The sequence below is a fragment of the Vibrio sp. TBV020 genome, assembly GCF_046056895.1.
Taxonomy (GTDB): Bacteria; Pseudomonadota; Gammaproteobacteria; order Enterobacterales; family Vibrionaceae; genus Vibrio.
On record NZ_JBEEAQ010000003.1, the window covers coordinates 2,587,673 to 2,608,680 of the forward strand.

Here is a 21,008-nt window from a genome sequence, read left to right on the forward strand (position 1 = left end):
ACCCTGAAAAAACTAGGGTATTACAGTCGCTCACACCTTGGAGTCACTGGTGGGATAAGGTAGTATTACGCTCTATTTTTCTATACACCAAAGAAGCGAATATTAAGTATGGCAAACGATCCACGCAAATTACTGGTAACTTGTGCCCTTCCGTACGCTAACGGTTCGATTCACCTAGGTCATATGCTTGAACACATCCAAGCTGACATCTGGGTTCGCTACCAACGCCTACGTGGCAACACTGTAAACTTCATCTGTGCTGACGATGCTCACGGCACGCCAATCATGCTAAAAGCACAACAGATGGGTATTACACCAGAAGAGATGATCGCTGCAGTAAGTGAAGAGCACCAAAAAGACTTCGCTGGCTTCGATATTAGCTTCGACAACTACCACAGCACACACTCTGAAGAAAACCGTGAGCTAGCATCACACATCTACCTAGAGCTTAAGAAAAACGGTTTCATTTCAAGCCGTACTATTTCTCAGCTATTTGACCCTGAGAAAGAGATGTTCCTACCGGACCGTTTCGTAAAAGGTACTTGTCCTAAATGTAAGTCAGAAGACCAATACGGTGACAACTGTGATAGCTGTGGTGAGACGTACAGCCCGACTGAACTGATTGATCCTAAATCAGCAGTATCTGGCGCAACTCCAGTAATGAAGGATTCTGAACACTTCTTCTTCGACCTACCTCAGTTTGAAAGCATGCTACAAGAGTGGACTCGCTCTGGTTCTCTTCAAGCTGAAACTGCGAACAAGATGCAGGAATGGTTTGAGTCTGGCCTGCAACAGTGGGATATCTCACGTGATGCACCTTACTTCGGCTTCGAAATCCCAGGCGAAAAAGACAAGTTCTTCTACGTATGGCTAGACGCGCCAGTTGGCTACATGGCTTCATTCAAGAACCTATGTAACAAAACTGAAGGCCTAGACTTCGATGAATACTGGAAAAAAGACAGCACGACTGAGCTTTATCACTTCATTGGTAAAGACATTGTCTACTTCCACTCACTATTCTGGCCTGCAATGCTAGAAGGCAGCGGTTTCCGTAAGCCAAACAACGTATTCGTACACGGCTACGTAACGGTAAACGGCGCGAAGATGTCTAAGTCGAAAGGCACATTCATCAAGGCGGCAACATATCTAGATCACCTAGATCCAGAATGTCTACGTTACTACTACGCAGCAAAACTAAACAGCCGAATCGATGACCTAGACCTTAACCTTGAAGACTTCACTCAGCGCGTTAACGCTGACGTAGTAAACAAGATTGTAAACCTAGCTTCTCGTAACGCTGGCTTCATCACTAAGCGTTTTGAAGGCAAGCTATCTGCTAACTTCGCAGAAACTGAGCTTTACAACGAATTCACAGCTGCTGCTGACCGTATCGCTGAGCTATACGAGACTCGCGAGTTCGGTCGTGCTATCCGTGAGATCACTGCACTAGCAGACAAAGCAAACCAATACGTTGATGAGAAAGCACCGTGGGTTGTCGCGAAAGAAGAAGGTAAAGACCAAGAACTTCAAGACATCTGTTCTGTTGGTATCAACCTATTCCGCGTTCTAATGACTTACCTAAAACCGGTAATGCCAGAACTTGCAGCACGTACTGAAGCATTCCTAAACGAAAAGCTAACTTGGGAAGGCATCGCAGCACCGCTAACTGATCATGAGATCACTAAGTTCAAAGCGCTATTCAACCGTATTGATCCAAAGAAAGTTGAAGCGATGATTGAAGCATCAAAAGAAGATGCAGCAGCAGAGCAAGCAGCAAAAGAAGCGGCTGAAGCTGAAAAGAATAAAGCAAGCCAAACTGAACTAGACAAAGATCCAATCGCAGAAGAGATTGAATTTGACGCTTTCGCAGCTGTAGACATGCGTATTGCTCGCATTATTTCTTGTGAAGAAGTGCCAAAAGCAAACAAACTGCTTAAGTTCCAGCTAGACATCGGTGGCGAAACTCGTCAGGTGTTCTCTGGCATCAAGTCAGCGTACAAACCTGAAGAGCTAGAAGGCAAGCTAACTGTGATGGTAGCAAACCTTAAGCCTCGTAAGATGAAGTTCGGCATGTCTGAAGGCATGATCCTAGCAGCGGGCCCTGGTGGCAGCGACCTATGGATTCTTGAGCCACACGAAGGCGCACAGCCAGGTATGCGTGTAATGTAATGCCGCGTTGTTAGCCAACAATAGTTTAAGCCCCTAGTGCAGCAATGTACTAGGGGCTTTCTTTTGTCACAATTTCGGGCAGAGCTTGCACCAACAGTAAGCAGGCAATAACAGCCAAGAATTGTAATATACTGATTTATATATATTTTAATGTTGGCACATTATTCGCTCTACTCCTTTATAGGTAACAAGCACAAAGGAGTTGGCTATGTTTGTTCTAATCTCAATTATTTTTTCATGCGTTATTTTGGCTACGCTATTTCACTACTCTAAAAAGCGCCAAACGATCTTACAACGTAAATTCAATACGTTAGTGATGCTAAGGCAGCTACTACGCCTCTGTAGAGAGCATCGTAAACTGACACACCATTCTTTGAGCTATTCAATCGATCAGAAGCAGCTTAGTGAAATGAATGTACTTTATGATGAAATCATTCACACCTCCGATCAATTAGTGGCCATAGCCCCGTTTGATAACCGCCCTATGTATCGAATCTTTCAGCTCAAACTGAAAGCGATGCACAACGATTGGCACGAAAGGAGTGTAAGTCGCAATCAGATCATCCATGGAAAAACCATTCGTCACTGTATGTTCTTAATGGATGAGGTCGCGATTGCTTGGTTGATTGAGTCTGAACGTGAAGATCTCAATGATGAGTATCACCTAAACTGGCAGCAAGTACTCGACAGTATGGAAGTCCTGACTCAATTGCGGGTTTGTATTTCTGAGAGCAGCTCCAATGACGGGTTTTTACGCTTAAAGTACTACTGTGATAAAACCAGACGCAAACTCAATCAGCTCTCTCTGATTAGTCCGCTTTCTGTAGCCTCTCCAGTGAGCATTGATGCGATTCACCAGCTAACTGAGCTTTCCTCATCTGAATCTTTAGAGATCAGTAATGAAGAGTTGTATCGCATTACCAGTGACATTTCTGCGGTCATCGCGCAAGTTTATGATCAAATGTTGTCTGATATGGCCGAGAGCTTATATCTCCCTTTACCAAAAGTGGCTTACAGTTAAAGAATTAGAAGCCTTGAAATAATAACGGGCACCTACTGTGCCCGTTATTAATTATTTCGCTAGTTCGTAGTTTTGAGCCATTTCTTCTGGCGCAATACCATACTCATAGTCAGCGAGATAACCATCTTTGTAAACTTTCATGCCATTTACATCCCAGCTCACTTTAATGATGGCTGTTTTACCATCTTCACTGCCCATTAAGTTAAGCATCTCATCATCAATCTTAACTGCTTTGATTGTTTTGATTCGCTTAAAAGGTTTGAACTCAGTTGAAGTTGGCAATTCACCATAAGTCTTAGCCCACGTCTCTTTTGGCACTAACCATTGATTGTAAACTTCTCCCACAATTGGGGTCGGCATTGAGGCAACTACTACCGTATCGGTCATGACATTATTTGTCTCTAGTGAGTAGCCACCTTGCCCATCAGAGACATAAGTTGGGAACTGAGTGCCAAGTTCTTCTTCTGCAGGCAAACGACCGAGCGTCGGTGTTTTCTTGCGAAATAGCTGTGAACTTTCAAACTTTGCCATGATCTCTGGAATTTTCTGAAACTCAACAGGCTCTTGAGCAAATGCAGATGATGTAAAGGCTGCGATGATTGCGCCTAATGTAATCATTTTCTTCATGGGATAGATCTCCTTCGGAACAGTAGCCGATATAATAGAGCCTTGGTTGCTAGAATCAAATATTCAACTCGGGTATTGATAAACTCATCACTTTATCCCTATCCCTCCCTTTTGAAACTTACCTTCTAAAGCGAGATTATTTCTATCTCCTACCCCATATCTCTGCTAAAGTCCCGAGCACTAACACCTATCCTCCACTAAAGAGCTCAATCTGTGACTAACAATGAAATCTTGCGTCGTATTCAGCACGCACTAAACCTTAAAAATGCTCAAATTATCAAAGCTTTCGAGCAAGCAGATACGCCTGTAGCTCATGATCAGGTGGGCAACTGGTTGAAAGACGAAGGTGAGAAGTCATTTTCAAAAATGAAAGACAAAGATCTGGCGATCTTCCTTAACGGCTTCATTAATTTAAAGCGTGGCAAGAAAGAAGGCGAGCAACCAAAACCAGAGCAAGCACTGACTAACAACATGATTTTCATGAAGCTACGCATTGCACTGAATATGAAAGCTGAAGACGTACTAGATGTACTAGAAGTGGTTGGAATTAGCCTGAGCAAGTATGAAATCGGTGCTTACTTCCGCAAACCAAACAACAAGAACTACAAAGCGTGTGAAGATCAGTTGCTATGTGATTTCTTAAATGGCGTTCAATTCACTAACCGCCCAGATTCAGAAGAATTTGTGGCTTAACGCTGTTCCCACCTATTAAAATGCAAAAAACCTCAATCTGGTCAGCCAAGATTGAGGTTTTTTCTATTTAGATAGTGCTAGCTAGAGCACTAATACCAATCGGGATAAGTAGGTGATCAAATAATTGCGCAGGAAAAATTGCTTAGAGCAAGGCATAGATTGCAGCTAGCTAGTTGACCTACCTACAAAATCTATAACGATGCTATCAGCGATTTTAACCAGCAAGAATGACCACATATTTATTCTGGTTGGTATAATTCTTAAAGCATTTTACGTGCTGCTTCTACAACCACTTTGATAGAGCGCGCTTCTGTCTCTTTTAGTGTTGAGTGATCTGGGATCTCTTTCTGTGTACGGTTAATGATAACACCCGCAACACAACCCGCTTTTAGACCAGAACTTGCACACATGGTTAGTAGCGTTGCTGATTCCATCTCAAAGTTAAGTACGCCCATGTCTTGCCACTCTTGCATAGAACCTTGGAAACGCTTAACAACGCGACCAGAGAATGTATCGTAACGCTCTTGACCTGGGTAGAAAGTATCACTTGAAGCAGTTACACCCATATGAACTGTCGCGCCAGACTCTTCTACTGCTGCTTTCATTGCTGTTGCTACTTCAAAATCTGCAACTGCTGGGAACTCCATTGGAGCAAAGTGTAGACTTGCACCATCAAGACGAACAGAACCTGTCGATACAATCATATCACCCACATTTACGTGAGGCTGGATTGCACCAGTAGTACCAACACGTAGGAAAGTACGTACACCTAGCTGAGCTAACTCTTCAACAGCAATAGATGTTGATGGACCGCCAATACCTGTAGAACAAACAACAACAGGCTTGCCGTCAAGCTCTGCACGGTACAGTGTGTATTCACGGTGACTTGCTAGAAAGACTGGGTTCTCCATTTCCTCTGCAATTTTTTGTACACGCGCCGGGTCACCTGGAATGATAGCCAGAGTTGCACCAGCAAGATCGTCTTGAGTAACACCAAGGTGGAATACAGCTTGAGACATAGGTCGCTCCTTATGATGGCAAGTCAGTCGGTAAGTTAGGGCCTGCTTGCTCTATAAATTTATCGGGTACAGGAGATACTCTAACTAACCACCGATTTCTTTGAAGTGACAGTGATCACAAATAAGATCGCAACAAATAATTACATTGCACATAAAAACGGTTTACATCACATTTTGTCGCAACAAATGATCCTGATTGCATAAAAAAACAGCCCTTACATCAAAAATGAAGGGCTGTTTCATTGAGAGAGCTTTCGCTATAAATCTATAGCTTAATCAAGCTTCGATTTGAACTTAAGGAGCCTCAACGCGTTCAGGGTAACAATGGCCGTGGCACCACTATCAGCCAGTACCGCAACCCACAAGCCAGTAATTCCCAATAAACTTGTAACCAAGAAAATACCTTTTAAGCCGAGCGCCAATGCGATGTTTTGGCGAATGTTATTGAGCGTTGCTCGTGAAAGCTCAATCATGCCAGCAAGCTCTAGTAGGCGGTTGTGAGTAATTGCAGCATCAGCCGTTTCAAGCGCTACATCGGTGCCGCCTCCCATCGCGATACCAATACTTGACGCTTTCATTGCCGGTGCATCATTAATACCATCTCCAACCATAGCAACATTGCCTTGCGCAGACAGCTGTTCCACATAAGTCACTTTATCTTGCGGTAGTAGGCTTGCTTTAAAGTCAATATCAATCATTGAGCTGATAGCCTGCGCACTACGTGGGTTATCGCCTGTTAACATGATCGAATGAATCCCCAAGTCTTTGAGTGCTTTGACTGCCTGAGCCGAATCTTCACGCAAAGTATCTTGCCATGCGATCAAACCAATAGGTGTAGTTTGGCCCTCGATCGCGACGACAACGGTTTTACCTTGATTTTCCAGTTGCTCAATTTGATGCTTCAGCGTTTCGTCGAGGTCAATCTCAAGCTTACTTGGCGCTGAGACTTGATATTCAACCCCTTCAACTAAACCACGTACACCACTCCCCACTAAAGCTTGCTTATCTTGAGCTTCACTGATCTCAATGCCGATTTGTTTAGCTTTATTGACGACAGATACCGCTAGAGGGTGGCTCGAACCAACTTCAATCGCTGCTACTTTGGCTAACAATGACTCTTGCGTCCAACCCGAAAATACGATCACATCCGTCACTTCCGGTTTGCCTTTCGTCAATGTGCCGGTTTTGTCGAAAGCAATGGTCTCAACATTACCTAACTGTTCTAGAGCTGCACCGCCTTTAATCAAAGCGCCACGACGAGCTGCCGCCGCTAAGCCTGAGGTGATTGCCGCAGGTGTGGAGATCACCAGTGCACAAGGACATGCAATCAATAGAAGTGCGAGACCACGATATACCCACGTTTCCCAAGGTTGAGCAAACAGTAGTGGAGGTGTAATGATGACCAAAAGAGAAACCAGCATCATCAGCGGTGTATACCAACGGCTAAACTTATCTAGGAATCGTTCTAGTGGCGCTTTGCGGGACTCTGCCTCTTCAATTAAGTGAAGAATTCGATCAATGGCGTTTTCACCTTGCTTAGAAGTAATGGTAAAGCGAACCACTTTATCAACCGCTACCGCACCCGCCATCACTGACTCACCTTCGTAGCGTTCCACAGGGATCGACTCTCCGGTTAGCGCACTTTCATCAAAACTTGCTAGAGCATCCGTTAACTTGCCATCTGCTGGTAAACGAGCGCCAGGCGAAACTTCAATCACATCACCTGGTTGTAATTCACTAGCCGACACTTCAATACGCTGACCATCGACTATCTTAGTCGCCGTTTCAGGGACCAGCTCCATTAATGCTTGTACGCCACTGCGTGCTCTTGATGCTGCAAAAGCTTCTAGCTGCTCACCTATCAAAAACAGTAGCAACACCATCGCTGCTTCAACTGTCTCACCGAGATACAGTGCACCAATTGCAGCAACACTCATCAAAGTTTCAATCGCAAACGGAGTACCTGAGCGAGCTAAACTGATTGCTTTTTTGCCAATTGGGTAGAGACCCGCTAAACAAGTAATTAGGAATAGCCATTCACTGACTTGAGGGAATGCAGGTTTCATTGCCGCCGCGACGGCCATTGCAGAGGCTATTGCGAGAACTTGACTGTTTTGTTTGATAACAGCCTTCCAGCCTTTAGGTTTTTCTTTTTGATTCGATTCGGCGGGATTTGCGAACGTGAAACCAGTATCTAGAATGGTTTGCTCAACCAACTGAGCAACGCCAGAATTATCTGATTTGATTACTAACTTTTCTGTCGCAAATAGGACCTTAGCTTCTAAGACACCTTCGACACGATTGACAGCAGTTTCAATTTTTCTAGCACAAGATGGACAATCCATCCCGTTAATTTTCCAACTTTGAGTGAAACGAGCGGAAGAACTTCCGGACTCACTTTCTTCATCTGCTGGGTCCGACCCGCTACTGCAACTATTCGAGCTACAGCAGCTAGATTCTGTCGTGCTTACATCCGCCATTTGAATCGTCGTTATTTTCGGACTTGAACATGAGCCTACTTGCGAAGGATTAACCGCGATTTTCTCTGAGCGGCATGCTTGGTGTTTTGTGCACATATGTTTATCTCCATTCATTGTACACATTAAGTTTAAACCTTGGAGTCTACTCCAAGGTCAAACTTTTTCTGCAGATTCTTCCAATACTTCAGCCGTGGAGGCTACATCATCAATCAATACGGCATCGTGACTACAGAATGGTTGGCTGTTCACGCTCGTGATCGATGGATCCGCTTCCATTTGTTCTGTACACGAACCAGCCATCAGATCAGAGATATGTTTGCGCAAAACAATAATAGCAATGATGCCAAATACTACCGTCCCGACAGCCTGTCCGTAGAGTACGCCTAACGCACCAAACCACAACGCTCCAAAATGAACGAACGGCAATGTCCCTAGGGTTGCTTTACCAAGATTAAGTGCCGTTGAATATAACGGCTTACCCAAGTTATTGAACGAGGTATTCGCAACAAACTGTGCGCCATTAAAGATAAAGCTGATTGCAACATAAGTACAAAATGCCGCAACTATAATCTGAGCGTCACCTTGTAAACTGAACATACTCACTATTAAGTCTTGAGCAAAATACAGAATGACACATACCACTAGGGTATACAGGGTTGTGACGATCAATGAGTTGTTGAGCGTTTCTTTCACGCGGTCTATTCGCTCTGCACCATAATTTTGACCGATAATCGGACCAACAGCCCCAGACAAAGCAAAGATGACAGCAAAACAGACTGGCGTTAAACGACCGATTACCGCAAAACCAGCGACAAAGTTCTCTCCAAATTGCGCAATCGAAGAAGTGACAATCGCATTGCCAATTGGCGTCGCAATATTCGTAATGATTGCAGGGATAGCAATGGCCAAAATCACCTTTAAATTACTCACCCAAACAGAGTAATCAAAGCGCGCCACCAGCTTGTGAACTTTGATAAGCGGGTAAAGTGAAAAGAATAACACCGTAAAACGAGCAAATACTGACGCCAGTGCAGCACCTTCAACATTCCAACCAAAACCAAAAATGAAGATCGGGTCTAAAATCGCATTGACGATACCACCGGCAAGCGTTGCCCACATAGAACGCTTAGCATCCCCAGCGGCACGAAGCCCTGCCCCCGCGGCCATAGCAACCGCAATGACTGGTGCACTTGGAAGGATAATTCTTAAATACGCTTCCGCACGCTCTGCCGCGACACCTTGAGCGCCAATCGCCTCTAACAGTTCTGGGATATAGGTAAACATGATACCCGACACCAAAATACTGATGGCAACGGCGGTAAACATAATACTTGTAGCAAGCTGTTTCGCATGCTGTTGTTGTTTAGCCCCTATCGCTTTCGACACCAGCGCACCCATCGCTATCGAAGTGCCTATCGAAATAGAGGTCGAAAAGAAAACCAGTGTACCCGCAAAACCAACAGCAGCCGCCAGTTCAACTTGCCCCAACATACTAATAAACAGCATGTCGATTAAGTCGACCACGAACAGAGCCATCAAGCCAACGGAGCCTGCTCCCGACATCACGAGAATATGTCTCATTGTAGAGCCTTCTACAAATTTGGCGCTTTGGTCGGGCATGGTTCTCTCCTAATTCTTGGACACAGAAAAAATAAGAGGTGCACCATGGCACCTCTTACTCTCAATCTTATCTTTACTTTACACCGGATGTTTAAAGCAGTCTTCGATATTTTTACCGATAGCACGTAAAACATCACGCCGAGTTATAATTCCGACTAACTTGCCAGCATCAATAACCGGGTACACTTTAGGCTTACCGACCTTCATCATATCGGCTAATTCAATGATGGATGTCTCTGACGTTACTGACAGGACTTCACTATGCATACAGTCTGAGACAATATGGGTGTCTTGGCAGTAGTAACTCACTTTAATCAATTTATCGAGCAAATCTTGGCCAGATAAAAAACCAATCACTTCTCGCTGTTCATTGATTACCGGGCCACCCAAATATTTTGAGTTCATCACCTTGTCTAATGCGGCACTTAATGACATTTCAGGCGTAAATGTAACCGCTTGTAGTGTCATGTAGTCTTTAACTTTTAATGATTCCATTTTTGTCTCCTTAACGTGCCAGCCACGCTGCGTATATTGTAATTGTTGTCTAATTTCTTGATTTTACTAAATGGAAATCAACAATTTTTACAATAGGTGCTGCCTATCACGTTAGAAAACAGTCCAAAATCGCGACAATGATTAGGGCCTGAATCAGTAAGCGAACATTGAGTTTCCTTGCCCTCTCATATCCACACCACCTTTTCCGCTCGGTGTTCTATTTTGAGAGATAAGAATATTCTTATTTTTCTTCTAGGGACTAAACTGTACATAAGACGCGTTTTAAGGTCACAGGAGTGCACACGGTGAAGTCCATTTTTTCAGCAGAAATTACCAATAATCCGGACTTAATGCATGTCGTGTTTGAATCAATGCCCGAGCCAACGTTTCTGATCGATAAGTCAGGGACCTATGTAGAAGCTTGGGGGGGCAGAGATGTTAAGCGCCATCACAATCCATCTGCTCTAATCGGGCTAAACCAATATCAAGTATTACCCGCCGATAAAGCGATTTGGTTTAGTCAGGTCATTGTTGACGTGATTGAAAGTCAATCCGCTACTGAAATTGAGTACAATCTAGATCCAAAAGATCTGCCTTGCTTTGAAGGGGTCGAAGGGCCAACTGAAATACAACACTTCAGTGCGCTTGTTATCCCCTTACCTAATACGTCCCTCGTGCTTTGGACCGTACGCAACATCACTGAATACAAACGAACATTAGATAAACTCGCTGAACAGCAACTTAAGCTAGAGAAGCTGACATACATAGACCATTTAACTCAAGTCTATAATCGTTATGCGTTAGACACGTTATTACCCGATGCTATCGAGCTCGCTAAGCTCAAATTATCGGGAGCCGCTATCTTTATGATCGATATTGACTGCTTCAAACAGTACAACGATAGCTATGGTCATGTGATGGGAGACCGCATTTTACTATCACTAGGACAAACCATCAGAGACTGGGCTAAACCTAACGATCTGTGTTTTCGATACGGTGGAGATGAGTTTTTAGTGTTTGTTCCAAATACCAATGAAGAAGATATTTTATCGAGAGCCAGACTATTACAGGCGGATGTAAAAGCCTTGGCAATACCACACAAGTCTTCAACTGTAGGAGATATTTTCTCTATCACGATAGGGATTCAGCACTACAGGTTAGTGCCTGAGACCATGGATGCTGAACACTTTATCGCGATTGCTGATAAGGCCTTGTTCTTTGCTAAAAGCCAACAACGAGGCTCTATTCATCAGTTAACGGGATATAAAAAAGCTCCCTATCTTTAGGGAGCCTTTAATAAATATCATGTCAGTATGGGATTATTTTTGCCAACGTTCCGCTGCTTTGGCGTCAGACTCTCTTGAGTCAACCCAACGAGTTGCTTCTGTCGTACGTTCTTTCTTCCAAAATGGCGCTTTGGTTTTCAAGTAATCCATCACAAACTCACAGGCTTCAAAAGCGGCACCTCGGTGAGCACTTGAAACGCCAACGAAAACAATTTGGTCGCCAATATCGAGATCACCCACGCGATGAATGACTCGAATATTCAATAACGGCCAACGCTTTTCCGCTTCGTCACAAATTTCTCCCAGTGCTTTTTCAGTCATACCTGGATAATGCTCAAGAGACAACCCAGTCACATTGTCGCCCAAGTTCATATCGCGAACTTTACCAACAAAAGTGACAACAGCTCCAGCTGCAGTGCCCTCAGCTAACGCGTCATATTCTGCGCCAACAGAGAAGTCTTCAAACTGTACAGAAACTCGATTATCCATCATTAACCACCTGTTACTGGTGGGAAAAAAGCGACTTCGTCACCGGCTTTGATCGGATGTTCAAGCGGAACAATCGACTGGTTTACGGCAGCAAGTAATTTGCCTTGCTCCAATGCGATATCCCACTTGCCTTCTTGCTTTACAAGGTGGCTACGAATAGATTCAACCGTAGTGAAATCACCTTCTAATTGCAGCTCATCCATACCCACTAGCTCGCGAGTCTGTGCAAAAAAGAGTACTTTAATCATGCATCCACCTTAAAGTGACCAGACTTTCCGCCTGTTTTTTCCAACAAACGAACTTGACCAATCACCATGTCCTTTTGTACCGCTTTGCACATATCATAGATAGTCAGCGCAGCAACGGATGCGGCTGTTAGCGCTTCCATTTCAACACCAGTTTTTCCAGCCAGTTTACACACAGATTCGATGCGAACCATGTTTTCTGATTCAATGGCTTCAAGCTGTACTTCAACTTTTGAAAGCAACAATGGGTGGCAAAGAGGAATCAAATCCCAAGTTTTTTTCGCAGCTTGGATGCCTGCAATACGCGCCGTTGCGAACACATCACCTTTGTGGTGAGAGCCCGAAACGATCAGTTCTAGGGTTTCAGGAGCCATGTGTACAAACGCTTCTGCACGAGCTTCACGTACAGTTTCTGCTTTCGCTGACACATCAACCATGTTCGCCTCGCCAGAAGCATTAATATGAGTAAATTCGCTCATGGTTTGCTCCAAAAATTACACTGATAGGTGAGGCATAAAGTTACAAGGACGGTGGCTTGCATCTAGCTGTTGCTTGATGATCTTAGTCCAACCAGTACGACAAGCACCTGTAGAACCAGGCATCGCAAAAATTACGGTATGGTTAGCAAAACCCGCAATTGCGCGAGATTGAATTGTTGAAGTGCCGATCTCTTCGTAAGAAACCTGACGGAACAGCTCGCCAAAGCCTTCTACTTCTTTATCAAATAGCGGTTTTAGCGCTTCTGGAGTGCTATCACGAGAAGTAAAACCAGTACCGCCAGTGATCATGATTGCTTGAACGTTTTCATCAGCAATCCATTGTGAAACAATTGCACGAATCTTGTACATATCGTCAATGACAATCTGCTTATCTACAACATTGTGACCTGCTTCTTTCGCGTTCTCGGCTAGGTAGCCACCTGAAGTATCGTTTTCTTCTGTACGAGTATCTGAAACAGTTAGTACGGCAATATTAGCTGGTTGGAATTTGCTTTCTGCGTGACCCATTTGTTCACCTATTTTCTTAAAGTAGTGTTCGCTCTAGACTCAACGCCTAGTTGCTAAAATATATTGATTGGAAAGATTAGCCGCCAATTGATGCTAAATGCGGCGTCATACCCGAGTTTCCATCATGAAGGAAATGGCTGACGGATTTAGTTTGCAGCTGCTCTTGAATGCGTTCTATCAGCGCTGTTTCTTGAGAATCTTGTTGGAGCAAGTCTCTTAACTCAACGCCATGATCACCAAACAGACATAAATGCAGTTTACCCGTCGCAGAAACGCGCAGACGGTTACAACTTTCACAGAAGTCTTTTTCGTAAGGCATAATCAAGCCGATTTCACCTTGGTAATCAGGATGGACAAATACCTGCGCCGGTCCATCATTGTTGTCTCGAACTTTAAGTAACCAGCCGTTAGCAATTAATTGATTACGGATAGCAACTCCGGACACGTGATGGCGTTGAAATAGCTCATCCATTTCACCTGTCTGCATCAGTTCAATAAAACGAAGTTGGATCGGGCGATCTTTAATCCAGTTTAGAAAGGCTGGTAATTCATGAGCATTTAAGTCTTTCATCAACACAACATTGACTTTAACTTGCTCATAGCCCACTTCGAAGGCACGGTCGATACCCGCCATTACTTGAGTGAACTTATTCTCACCTGTGATTTGATGAAACATTCTAGGATCGAGACTATCGACACTGACGTTAATATGAGTCAGACCCGCCTCTTTCCAATCCGCGACTTGTTTCTCCATACGATAGCCGTTAGTCGTGGTGGCAACCTTATGGATACCATTTGTCGACGCGACTGTATGGATTATATCGTTGAAGTCTTTGCGTAGACTTGGCTCTCCCCCAGTGATACGAACCTTTGAGGTACCGCAATCAGCAAACGCTCTCACGACGCGCTTGATCTCTGGGAGTGCTAAAAAAGACGAGTTTTTCTGCCCCGAAGGTTTATAACCATCAGGTAAGCAGTATGTACATTTGAAGTTACAGACATCTGTAACGGAAAGTCGCAAGTAATAAAACTTGCGATGGAATCTATCTTCGAATTGTTGCGCCACGGAACACCTTTCCAAACACGGGAGGCAGAGTCATTTCCAACTATGCCCTTGTGACGACATGTCACTGGCTCTATACGCTTATCCATTGTGGACTTAGCTTATAGAGCTCGGAGTTATGGCAACTACCTCACACATGGGTAGTAGCTACGTTATAAAATACTTAATAATTGTGTGTGTTTCTACCATTAAAGCAAAAAAATCCTGCTTAGAGCTCATTTTACCTATTCTTGAGTAGGGGATATTAATGCAATAATCTAAATTGTAGTTGGTTATAAATAAAATAGAAGCTTGGCATGACAATTTACGCTAGCAAAAAAATCGTCGCTGTTGGCGGTGGCCACGGCCTTGGTCGTATGCTTGCTGCACTCAAAGAATTTGGCTCTAACGCAACAGGTATTGTTGCTACCACGGATAACGGTGGCTCTACAGGGCGCATTCGCGACTGCCAAGGTGGCATTGCATGGGGAGACACTCGAAACTGTATCAATCAGCTGATCACTGATCCTTCCATAAGTTCAATGATGTTCGAATATCGCTTTAAGGGTGCTGGTGAGTTGGACGGCCACAACCTTGGCAATCTAATGCTGACCGCGTTAGACAACCTTTCAGTAAGACCACTGGATGCAACTAACCTTATTCGTAATATGTTAAAAGTGGACGTCAACATCATACCGATGTCGGAACACCCTTCAGATCTGAAAGCTCTGTCTCCAGACGGGCGCTGGGTTACTGGCGAAACCAGTGTTGACGAAATGCCGGATAAATTACTCAGACTCGACTTAGAGCCAGAGGTCCCTGCGACAAAAGAAGGCGTCATGGCAATTGAAGAAGCGGATGCGATTATCTTAGGTCCAGGAAGCTTTCTGACAAGTATTATGCCACCACTGTTGTTACCAGAAATCGGTCGCGCCATTGCTAGCAATATCAAAGCAAAACTCATTTTTGTCGAGAACCTGTCCCCAGAGTATGGGCCAGCAGGGCAAATGACACTCCAAGAAAAGCTAGAATGGTGTGAGCGTTCTTGCCGTGGACGCAAGATTGATGTGGTTCTGGGCGAAGAGCCTCACCCAGAGCTTTCAGAATGGAACTGTGTGACCGTTCCGCTTGCTTCACCTAATCGTGACTGGCGTCATGACCGAACAAAGCTACAACAAGCGGTTGAGAGTTTATTGACTGACTAGAGCTTGATATCTCTGCTGAGTTTCCTTCAACAGAGATATCATCTTAGTCACTTCTTGATCGATATCCATAGGTGCGCCAGATTTAGCAATTGCGTCAATTTCAATCGAGTAAGCACACAGCGCTTCGGCACCAAAACTGGCGGCACTACTTTTCAGCGCATGACAGATCTCTTTTAGGTAAGCATTGTTCTCGTTTGATTCCTGCTGAGATAAGTTATCTATGTACATCCCCAGCTCGCCCAAAAATATCTCAAGCAATACTGGAACATTATCAGCCCCTATCTCACTCGCTAACCGTTCAATTTTACCTTGATTTAAAATATCCACTATTGTGCTTCCTTGGCGTTCCATGCCTGTAGTTTTCGATAAATCGTTGATGGACTAACATCCAAATATCCTGCCGCTTTGGGGATATTTCCATCACACGCTTTAATTGCCTGCTCTATCGCATTCTTCTCCGTCAGCCACAGCGGGAAAATATCTTGCACCGATACCGTGTCAGGTTGCGGTAATGTCACTCGAATTTCATTCTCTGATGGTTGATTCAATGGCGGTGGTAACATATCTAAGTTGATTTCACGGCCATTATTCAAGACCACTACGTTTCTGAGTACGTTTTGTAACTGACGAACATTCCCGGGCCATTCATAACGAGCAAAGCGCTCAACCACTTGAGGCGCGAGTCTTACAAAATCCTTACCCTCTTCTTTCGACATAAAGCCTAGAAGCGAGTAGGCAATTTCAATAATGTCATCTCCACGTTCTCTAAGCGGTGGCAGGTGAAGTGGGATTACGTACAAACGATAGTATAAATCTTCACGAAAACGACCTTCTTCTACCTCTTTCCAAGGGTCTCGGTTAGTCGCACACACAAAGCGAACGTCTACACTCTTCATTTTTGAAGAGCCTACTTTCTGGAACGTACCTGTTTGAATGAATCGTAGCAGCTTCGTTTGCAATTCTAGATCCATCTCACATAGCTCATCGAGAAACAGCGTTCCCCCATCCGCCAATTCTGCCGCCCCTTGTCTGTCGGTTGCAGCCCCTGTAAAGGCGCCTTTGACATGGCCAAACAGCTCACTTTCAATTAAATCTTTTGGAATCGCTGCACAGTTGATGGCAATAAATGGTTTATCGCCACGCTTACTGGTCGCGTGTATCGCTTCTGCACATACCTCTTTACCTGTACCGCTCTCACCTGTGATAAAAATGCTGGCCTTACTACTCGCCGCAGAGTCAATAGTGCGGTACACCGCCTGCATAGTATGGCTACTGCCGATAAACCCTTGGTAACCATGACTACCCGGGTTGTCAGCATCATTTTTTAACTTGTTCGCTTTGCGTAAGGCATTGTTGACCGTGACACGTAAACGATCGGCTTCACAAGGTTTGATTAAAAAGTCCTGCGCTCCATGACGCATTGCTTCTACCGCTGTATCGATAGAGCCATGAGCGGTCATGAAGATGACTGGGACATCGGGGTTCTTTTCTTTTACAGCATGAAGTACATCCATACCTGTCATATCAGGTAGACGTAGATCGAGAAGGATAAGATCCGGTGTTCTAAAATTGAGACTATCGATGGCATCTCGTCCTGTGCCAACAATATTAATGTCTATCTGAAGTGGTGTGAGATATGAGCGATACAAGGCCGCGACAGAAGCGGTGTCTTCTACCATCAATAAATATTTTGAGTTTTTCTTTTGCGTATTTTGTTGCATAACCTAGCCAGGGCATTCTTCGCATTTTGTATAAATGATTGCATTAGGCTTTGCATTATGCAATTTAAAAGCTAAGGATTGCTTGAATATGGTGACAAACAACTCATTTTTGCCACATATATTTTGGCACGCTATATGCTGAGAAACCTATGACCCACATGGGTCACCTAGCCAACTGACGTTGTTAGTGAACTTAGTATTCACAAATTACAGCCAATAGAACCGTGTTTCTATTGGCTATTTTTTTGCCTCAACATCCCTATTCTGTCTAGCTATTAGAGATGAACTGTTTACGTAATTGGTCTATCTGATCACGTTTTTCTGCAGCCAGTTCGAACTCTAGATCCTGAGCATGTTGATACATCTGTGCCTCTAACTTAGTGATCTCTTTTTCTAACTGCTGAGGAGTCATCACATCATAACTTTGAGATGGTTCTGCCACTTTGGATAGTGGGACGGCTTTACTTGTGCGCTGTTTCTTACTCTTAGTGATATCACCCAGCTCCATAATGTCTTTTACATTACGTTTAAGCGCCTGAGGCTCGATGCCCATTTTTTCATTGTATTCTTGTTGTTTCTCACGGCGGCGGTTGGTTTCACCCATCGCTTTTTCCATCGACTTAGTAATGGAATCCGCATACAAGATTGCTTTACCCGCAATGTTACGCGCCGCTCGGCCTATAGTCTGAATGAGTGAACGTTCGGAACGTAAGAAGCCTTCTTTATCAGCGTCGAGAATCGCTACCAAAGATACCTCTGGCATGTCTAAGCCTTCTCGAAGTAAGTTGATACCGACTAACACATCAAACTCACCTAAGCGCAAGTCACGAATAATTTCGACACGTTCAACCGTATCAATGTCTGAGTGTAGATAACGTACCTTGACATCATGTTCAGTCAGATATTCCGTTAGGTCTTCTGCCATACGCTTAGTCAAAGTTGTCACAAGAACCCGTTCATCTTTTGCAGCTCGAATACGGATTTCAGACAGTAAGTCATCAACCTGTGTGGCAACAGGCCTAACTTCGAGTACGGGGTCCAATAACCCCGTAGGTCTTACAACCTGGTCAGCAATTTCACCATCCGATTTTTCTAGTTCATAATTGCCTGGCGTTGCTGAAACGAAGATAGTCTGAGGTGCAATCGACTCAAACTCTTCAAACTTCATAGGTCGGTTGTCTAATGCAGAAGGCAGGCGGAAGCCGAACTCAACCAAAGTTTCTTTACGTGAGCGGTCACCTTTGTACATCGCGCCAATCTGCGGCACAGTTACGTGAGACTCATCAATAATCAGTAAACCGTCATGAGGCAAATAATCGAAAAGTGTTGGAGGCGCTTCTCCTTCACTACGACCACTTAAATAACGTGAGTAGTTTTCTATACCCGAGCAAAAACCAAGTTCATTCATCATTTCGATATCAAACTGAGTACGCTGGGAAATACGTTGCTCTTCTAACAGTTTGTTATTCTCAAGCAGGTACTTTTTGCGCTCTTCTAACTCAACTTTAATATTTTCGATAGCGTCCAAGATTCGCTCACGTGGAGTCACGTAGTGCGTTTTAGGGTAAATGGTATAACGAGCTAGATCTCGCTGCTTCACCACTCCAGTTAATGGATCAAAAATGCTGATGCAATCAATCTCATCATCAAACATTTCGATTCTTACAGCATCTTGTTCAGATTCAGCAGGAAAGATATCAATCACTTCGCCACGAACACGGAATTGGCCTCGTTCGAACGCCACATCATTTCGACTGTATTGAAGTTCAGCTAATCGACGAAGAATGTCTCGCTGGTCCATCACATCCCCACGACGAATGTGCAACATCATCTTTAAATATGATTCTGGGTCACCCAAACCATAGATAGCAGAAACAGAGGCAACAATGATGGCGTCTTTGCGTTCAAGCAGAGCTTTGGTGGCAGACAAACGCATTTGTTCGATATGAGCGTTTACCGAAGCGTCTTTTTCAATGAAGGTATCTGTTGTCGGAACATACGCTTCAGGTTGGTAATAGTCATAGTAAGAAACAAAATACTCAACCGCGTTATTGGGGAAAAATGATTTCATCTCACCATATAGCTGTGCTGCTAGTGTTTTGTTCGGTGCCAATAGAATCGCGGGTCTTTGTGCACTCGCAATCACATTAGCCAGAGTAAAGGTTTTACCTGAACCGGTCACACCAAGTAACGTTTGATGGGCTAGGCCTGAATCTAAACCCTCAAGCAATTGGTTTATTGCGGTTGGTTGGTCTCCTGACGGTTTATAGTCAGACACCAAATCAAAAACTTTACTCATATTCGAACTCTATTCGGTGGTGAAAAGTCTCTCTATTGTGTCTGTATATATATACAGACACAATAGTTACTAAAGAAATTAATCGCTGTTTTTCAGAAAGTCATGAACAGAGCCTAGATCATTTATTCTTAACCTGATATTATTCTTCGCCCAATCGCTCTACCCTCCTGAAAAACTCTTTTTTTCACACACAAGTTATTCACACTTTCTGCCTAATTTGACAATTTACCCACAAACACAAATTGTAGTTAGTCATATATCAATATAATAAAAACTCGAAGTAATCTCTTAGCTAGCAATGTGTTATAGCAATTTAACGAATAGTTATTAGCATCGATTCATTCAGGAATTTTACACTTTTCTGACTTACTCAAATTTAACACACACACTTATCCACAATTTTGGTGGATAAGTAAATGGAGGCCTTACCAGACAAGGGATACAGAAAAGTAAAGATAAAAATGTAGTGATTTTTCCAGATATTTTGTCATTTCTCAGTTGACACTTGATATATCCATAGCTAAGATTCGCCTCGCTTTAAAGCAATTCCTCCTTAGCTCAGTTGGTAGAGCGACGGACTGTTAATCCGCAGGTCGCTGGTTCGAGCCCAGCAGGAGGAGCCAAATTTAGAAAAAAGCTCAATCGAAAGATTGAGCTTTTTTCGTTTTTAGCCGCAACTATCAATCCGTATCATCACCGCATCGGGACGCCAATACTCAAATTCGCAGTCCATCAACTCACCATCTTGCTTGTAGTTCACTCGACAAATTTTCAAAACAGGCTGTCCTTCAACTAAGTTTAGTGCTTTTGCTACATGAGCTGGTGCAGCGGTTGGAATCACATCAAATCGCGAACGTTGAGTTTCATAACCATACTTATCACGATAAATCCCAGTTAGGGACATTGTCAGATTTTCCGACAAAATGTCTTCAAATAGAGAAGCTTTTAGAACATTTTCAACAAACAAAACGGCTCGTCCATCGATATACCGCAAGCGTTCAATAACATAAATCGGCGTGATGCATTCGACTTCCAACCCTATCGCATACTCCCCAGCTGCTATTTCACTCCGCGAGTCCACCAGCTTAGTTTCGGCAATCCGATATTGCTCACGAATCATTTGATGAAAGTGAGCGCGTGACAACGGGTTATAACAAATACGTGGTGGGGATACATACCACCCTCGACGTTCCTCTCGATAGATGAGCCCTTCCGTTTCTAATGAGACTAAGGCGTCTTTGATCGTAATTCGGGTGGTCGAAAACAACTCACTCAATTCTCTTTCCGACGGTAACTTTTGCCCTGCTGACATGATGCCAGACCTCATTTGGTCTTTAAGGCTAGATTTAATTTTCCCTAACTGGGTTCGTGGTTGTTGCATTGAGGCTATTGCACTCATGTTCTGATCTAGTCCATTAGTAGTTTGATGAAAACAATAAGACCAACAAGTAACAGAAATATGACATACCTTAACAGGTTCAATTTTGTGCAAGTGAAATATAAACGCCACAGAAATTCAGAAAAACTGTCAAATAACTAAAGCTAAACCGTCACATTCCTTCCCTAGCATACAAATCGAACTTACTGACC

At 43.8% G+C, this 21,008-nt stretch carries 19 protein-coding genes, 1 tRNA gene and 1 riboswitch; of the genes, 6 read left to right on the plus strand and 14 right to left on the minus strand.

The features are described from left to right. Window positions 1–108: 108 nt before the first annotated feature. Together metG and AAFX28_RS19710 are read left to right on the plus strand one after the other, a co-directional pair. Window positions 109–2,169: a methionine--tRNA ligase gene (gene metG / locus AAFX28_RS19705; protein ID WP_408690176.1), complete on the plus strand. Its 2,061-nt coding sequence runs from the start codon at window positions 109–111 to the stop codon at window positions 2,167–2,169. A 208-nt stretch (window positions 2,170–2,377) separates the two neighbouring features. Beyond that, on the plus strand, window positions 2,378–3,190 hold the full coding sequence (locus AAFX28_RS19710; protein WP_408690178.1) for a hypothetical protein: 813 nt from the start codon (window positions 2,378–2,380) through the stop codon (window positions 3,188–3,190). Between the two features lie 51 nt (window positions 3,191–3,241). Here the strand turns inward: AAFX28_RS19710 and AAFX28_RS19715 are convergent, their stop codons facing one another. After that, complete coding sequence (locus tag AAFX28_RS19715; protein ID WP_408690179.1) at window positions 3,242–3,817, minus strand: hypothetical protein; 576 nt, start codon at window positions 3,815–3,817, stop codon at window positions 3,242–3,244. 213 nt (window positions 3,818–4,030) lie between these two features. Here AAFX28_RS19715 and AAFX28_RS19720 point away from each other — a divergent pair, with 213 nt between their 5' ends. Next, the gene (locus AAFX28_RS19720) at window positions 4,031–4,510 is read left to right on the plus strand and encodes a DUF1456 family protein (RefSeq protein WP_408690180.1); all 480 of its coding nucleotides are present in this window, start codon (window positions 4,031–4,033) and stop codon (window positions 4,508–4,510) included. 260 nt (window positions 4,511–4,770) lie between these two features. Here the strand turns inward: AAFX28_RS19720 and udp are convergent, their stop codons facing one another. The 4 genes from udp to AAFX28_RS19740 all read right to left on the minus strand — a co-directional run bounded on the left by udp (window position 4,771) and on the right by AAFX28_RS19740 (window position 10,124). Continuing rightward, window positions 4,771–5,529: a uridine phosphorylase gene (udp, locus tag AAFX28_RS19725; RefSeq protein ID WP_134835109.1), complete on the minus strand. Its 759-nt coding sequence runs from the start codon at window positions 5,527–5,529 to the stop codon at window positions 4,771–4,773. Window positions 5,530–5,801: 272 nt separating this feature from the next. Then, complete coding sequence (locus tag AAFX28_RS19730) at window positions 5,802–8,105, minus strand: zinc/cadmium/mercury/lead-transporting ATPase (RefSeq protein ID WP_408690182.1); 2,304 nt, start codon at window positions 8,103–8,105, stop codon at window positions 5,802–5,804. A 57-nt stretch (window positions 8,106–8,162) separates the two neighbouring features. Further along, on the minus strand, window positions 8,163–9,629 hold the full coding sequence (locus tag AAFX28_RS19735) for an MATE family efflux transporter (protein ID WP_408690183.1): 1,467 nt from the start codon (window positions 9,627–9,629) through the stop codon (window positions 8,163–8,165). A 78-nt stretch (window positions 9,630–9,707) separates the two neighbouring features. Next, window positions 9,708–10,124 carry a CBS domain-containing protein gene (locus AAFX28_RS19740; RefSeq protein WP_408690185.1) on the minus strand — a complete coding sequence of 139 codons (417 nt, stop codon included), beginning with the start codon at window positions 10,122–10,124 and terminating at the stop codon, window positions 9,708–9,710. A gap of 305 nt (window positions 10,125–10,429) precedes the next feature. Here AAFX28_RS19740 and AAFX28_RS19745 point away from each other — a divergent pair, with 305 nt between their 5' ends. Beyond that, a complete protein-coding gene (locus AAFX28_RS19745) occupies window positions 10,430–11,410 on the plus strand; it encodes a diguanylate cyclase domain-containing protein (RefSeq protein WP_408690187.1) in 981 nt (326 codons plus the stop codon). A 33-nt stretch (window positions 11,411–11,443) separates the two neighbouring features. Here the strand turns inward: AAFX28_RS19745 and moaE are convergent, their stop codons facing one another. The 5 genes from moaE to moaA form a co-directional block, all read right to left on the minus strand. Further along, entirely contained in the window at window positions 11,444–11,899 is a 456-nt protein-coding gene (gene moaE / locus AAFX28_RS19750; RefSeq protein ID WP_408690911.1) for a molybdopterin synthase catalytic subunit MoaE, read from the minus strand. 2 nt (window positions 11,900–11,901) lie between these two features. Further along, complete coding sequence (gene moaD, locus AAFX28_RS19755) at window positions 11,902–12,147, minus strand: molybdopterin synthase sulfur carrier subunit (protein ID WP_408690188.1); 246 nt, start codon at window positions 12,145–12,147, stop codon at window positions 11,902–11,904. Next, window positions 12,144–12,623, minus strand: a complete 480-nt coding sequence (gene moaC, locus AAFX28_RS19760; protein WP_408690190.1) for a cyclic pyranopterin monophosphate synthase MoaC — start codon at window positions 12,621–12,623, stop codon at window positions 12,144–12,146. The genes moaD and moaC overlap by 4 nt, the downstream gene beginning before the upstream one ends. A gap of 15 nt (window positions 12,624–12,638) precedes the next feature. Continuing rightward, window positions 12,639–13,151, minus strand: coding sequence for a molybdenum cofactor biosynthesis protein B (gene moaB, locus AAFX28_RS19765; RefSeq protein ID WP_408690191.1), 513 nt, complete (start codon window positions 13,149–13,151; stop codon window positions 12,639–12,641). Window positions 13,152–13,227: 76 nt separating this feature from the next. Next, window positions 13,228–14,217 carry a GTP 3',8-cyclase MoaA gene (gene moaA, locus AAFX28_RS19770; RefSeq protein WP_408690192.1) on the minus strand — a complete coding sequence of 330 codons (990 nt, stop codon included), beginning with the start codon at window positions 14,215–14,217 and terminating at the stop codon, window positions 13,228–13,230. Continuing rightward, window positions 14,206–14,342, minus strand: a riboswitch (molybdenum cofactor riboswitch). (Overlaps the previous gene by 12 nt.) 168 nt (window positions 14,343–14,510) lie before the next feature. On the opposite strand from moaA, the gene AAFX28_RS19775 reads away from it, so the two are divergent. Beyond that, window positions 14,511–15,398: a YvcK family protein gene (locus AAFX28_RS19775; protein ID WP_408690193.1), complete on the plus strand. Its 888-nt coding sequence runs from the start codon at window positions 14,511–14,513 to the stop codon at window positions 15,396–15,398. On the opposite strand, the gene luxU is transcribed toward AAFX28_RS19775, so the two are convergent. The 3 genes from luxU to uvrB all read right to left on the minus strand — a co-directional run bounded on the left by luxU (window position 15,384) and on the right by uvrB (window position 19,418). Continuing rightward, a complete protein-coding gene (gene luxU / locus AAFX28_RS19780; protein ID WP_408690195.1) occupies window positions 15,384–15,725 on the minus strand; it encodes a quorum-sensing phosphorelay protein LuxU in 342 nt (113 codons plus the stop codon). The two genes, AAFX28_RS19775 and luxU, sit on opposite strands and share 15 nt — an antisense overlap. Next, on the minus strand, window positions 15,725–17,119 hold the full coding sequence (luxO, locus tag AAFX28_RS19785) for a quorum-sensing sigma-54 dependent transcriptional regulator LuxO (RefSeq protein WP_408690197.1): 1,395 nt from the start codon (window positions 17,117–17,119) through the stop codon (window positions 15,725–15,727). The genes luxU and luxO overlap by 1 nt, the downstream gene beginning before the upstream one ends. 268 nt (window positions 17,120–17,387) lie before the next feature. Beyond that, on the minus strand, window positions 17,388–19,418 hold the full coding sequence (gene uvrB, locus AAFX28_RS19790; protein WP_408690199.1) for an excinuclease ABC subunit UvrB: 2,031 nt from the start codon (window positions 19,416–19,418) through the stop codon (window positions 17,388–17,390). Between the two features lie 547 nt (window positions 19,419–19,965). Between uvrB and AAFX28_RS19795 the strand changes: the two genes are divergently transcribed. Then, window positions 19,966–20,041: transfer RNA gene (locus AAFX28_RS19795), tRNA-Asn, on the plus strand. Between the two features lie 44 nt (window positions 20,042–20,085). Here AAFX28_RS19795 and AAFX28_RS19800 read toward each other — a convergent pair. Continuing rightward, complete coding sequence (locus AAFX28_RS19800; RefSeq protein WP_408690201.1) at window positions 20,086–20,817, minus strand: UTRA domain-containing protein; 732 nt, start codon at window positions 20,815–20,817, stop codon at window positions 20,086–20,088. Window positions 20,818–21,008 lie beyond the last annotated feature (191 nt).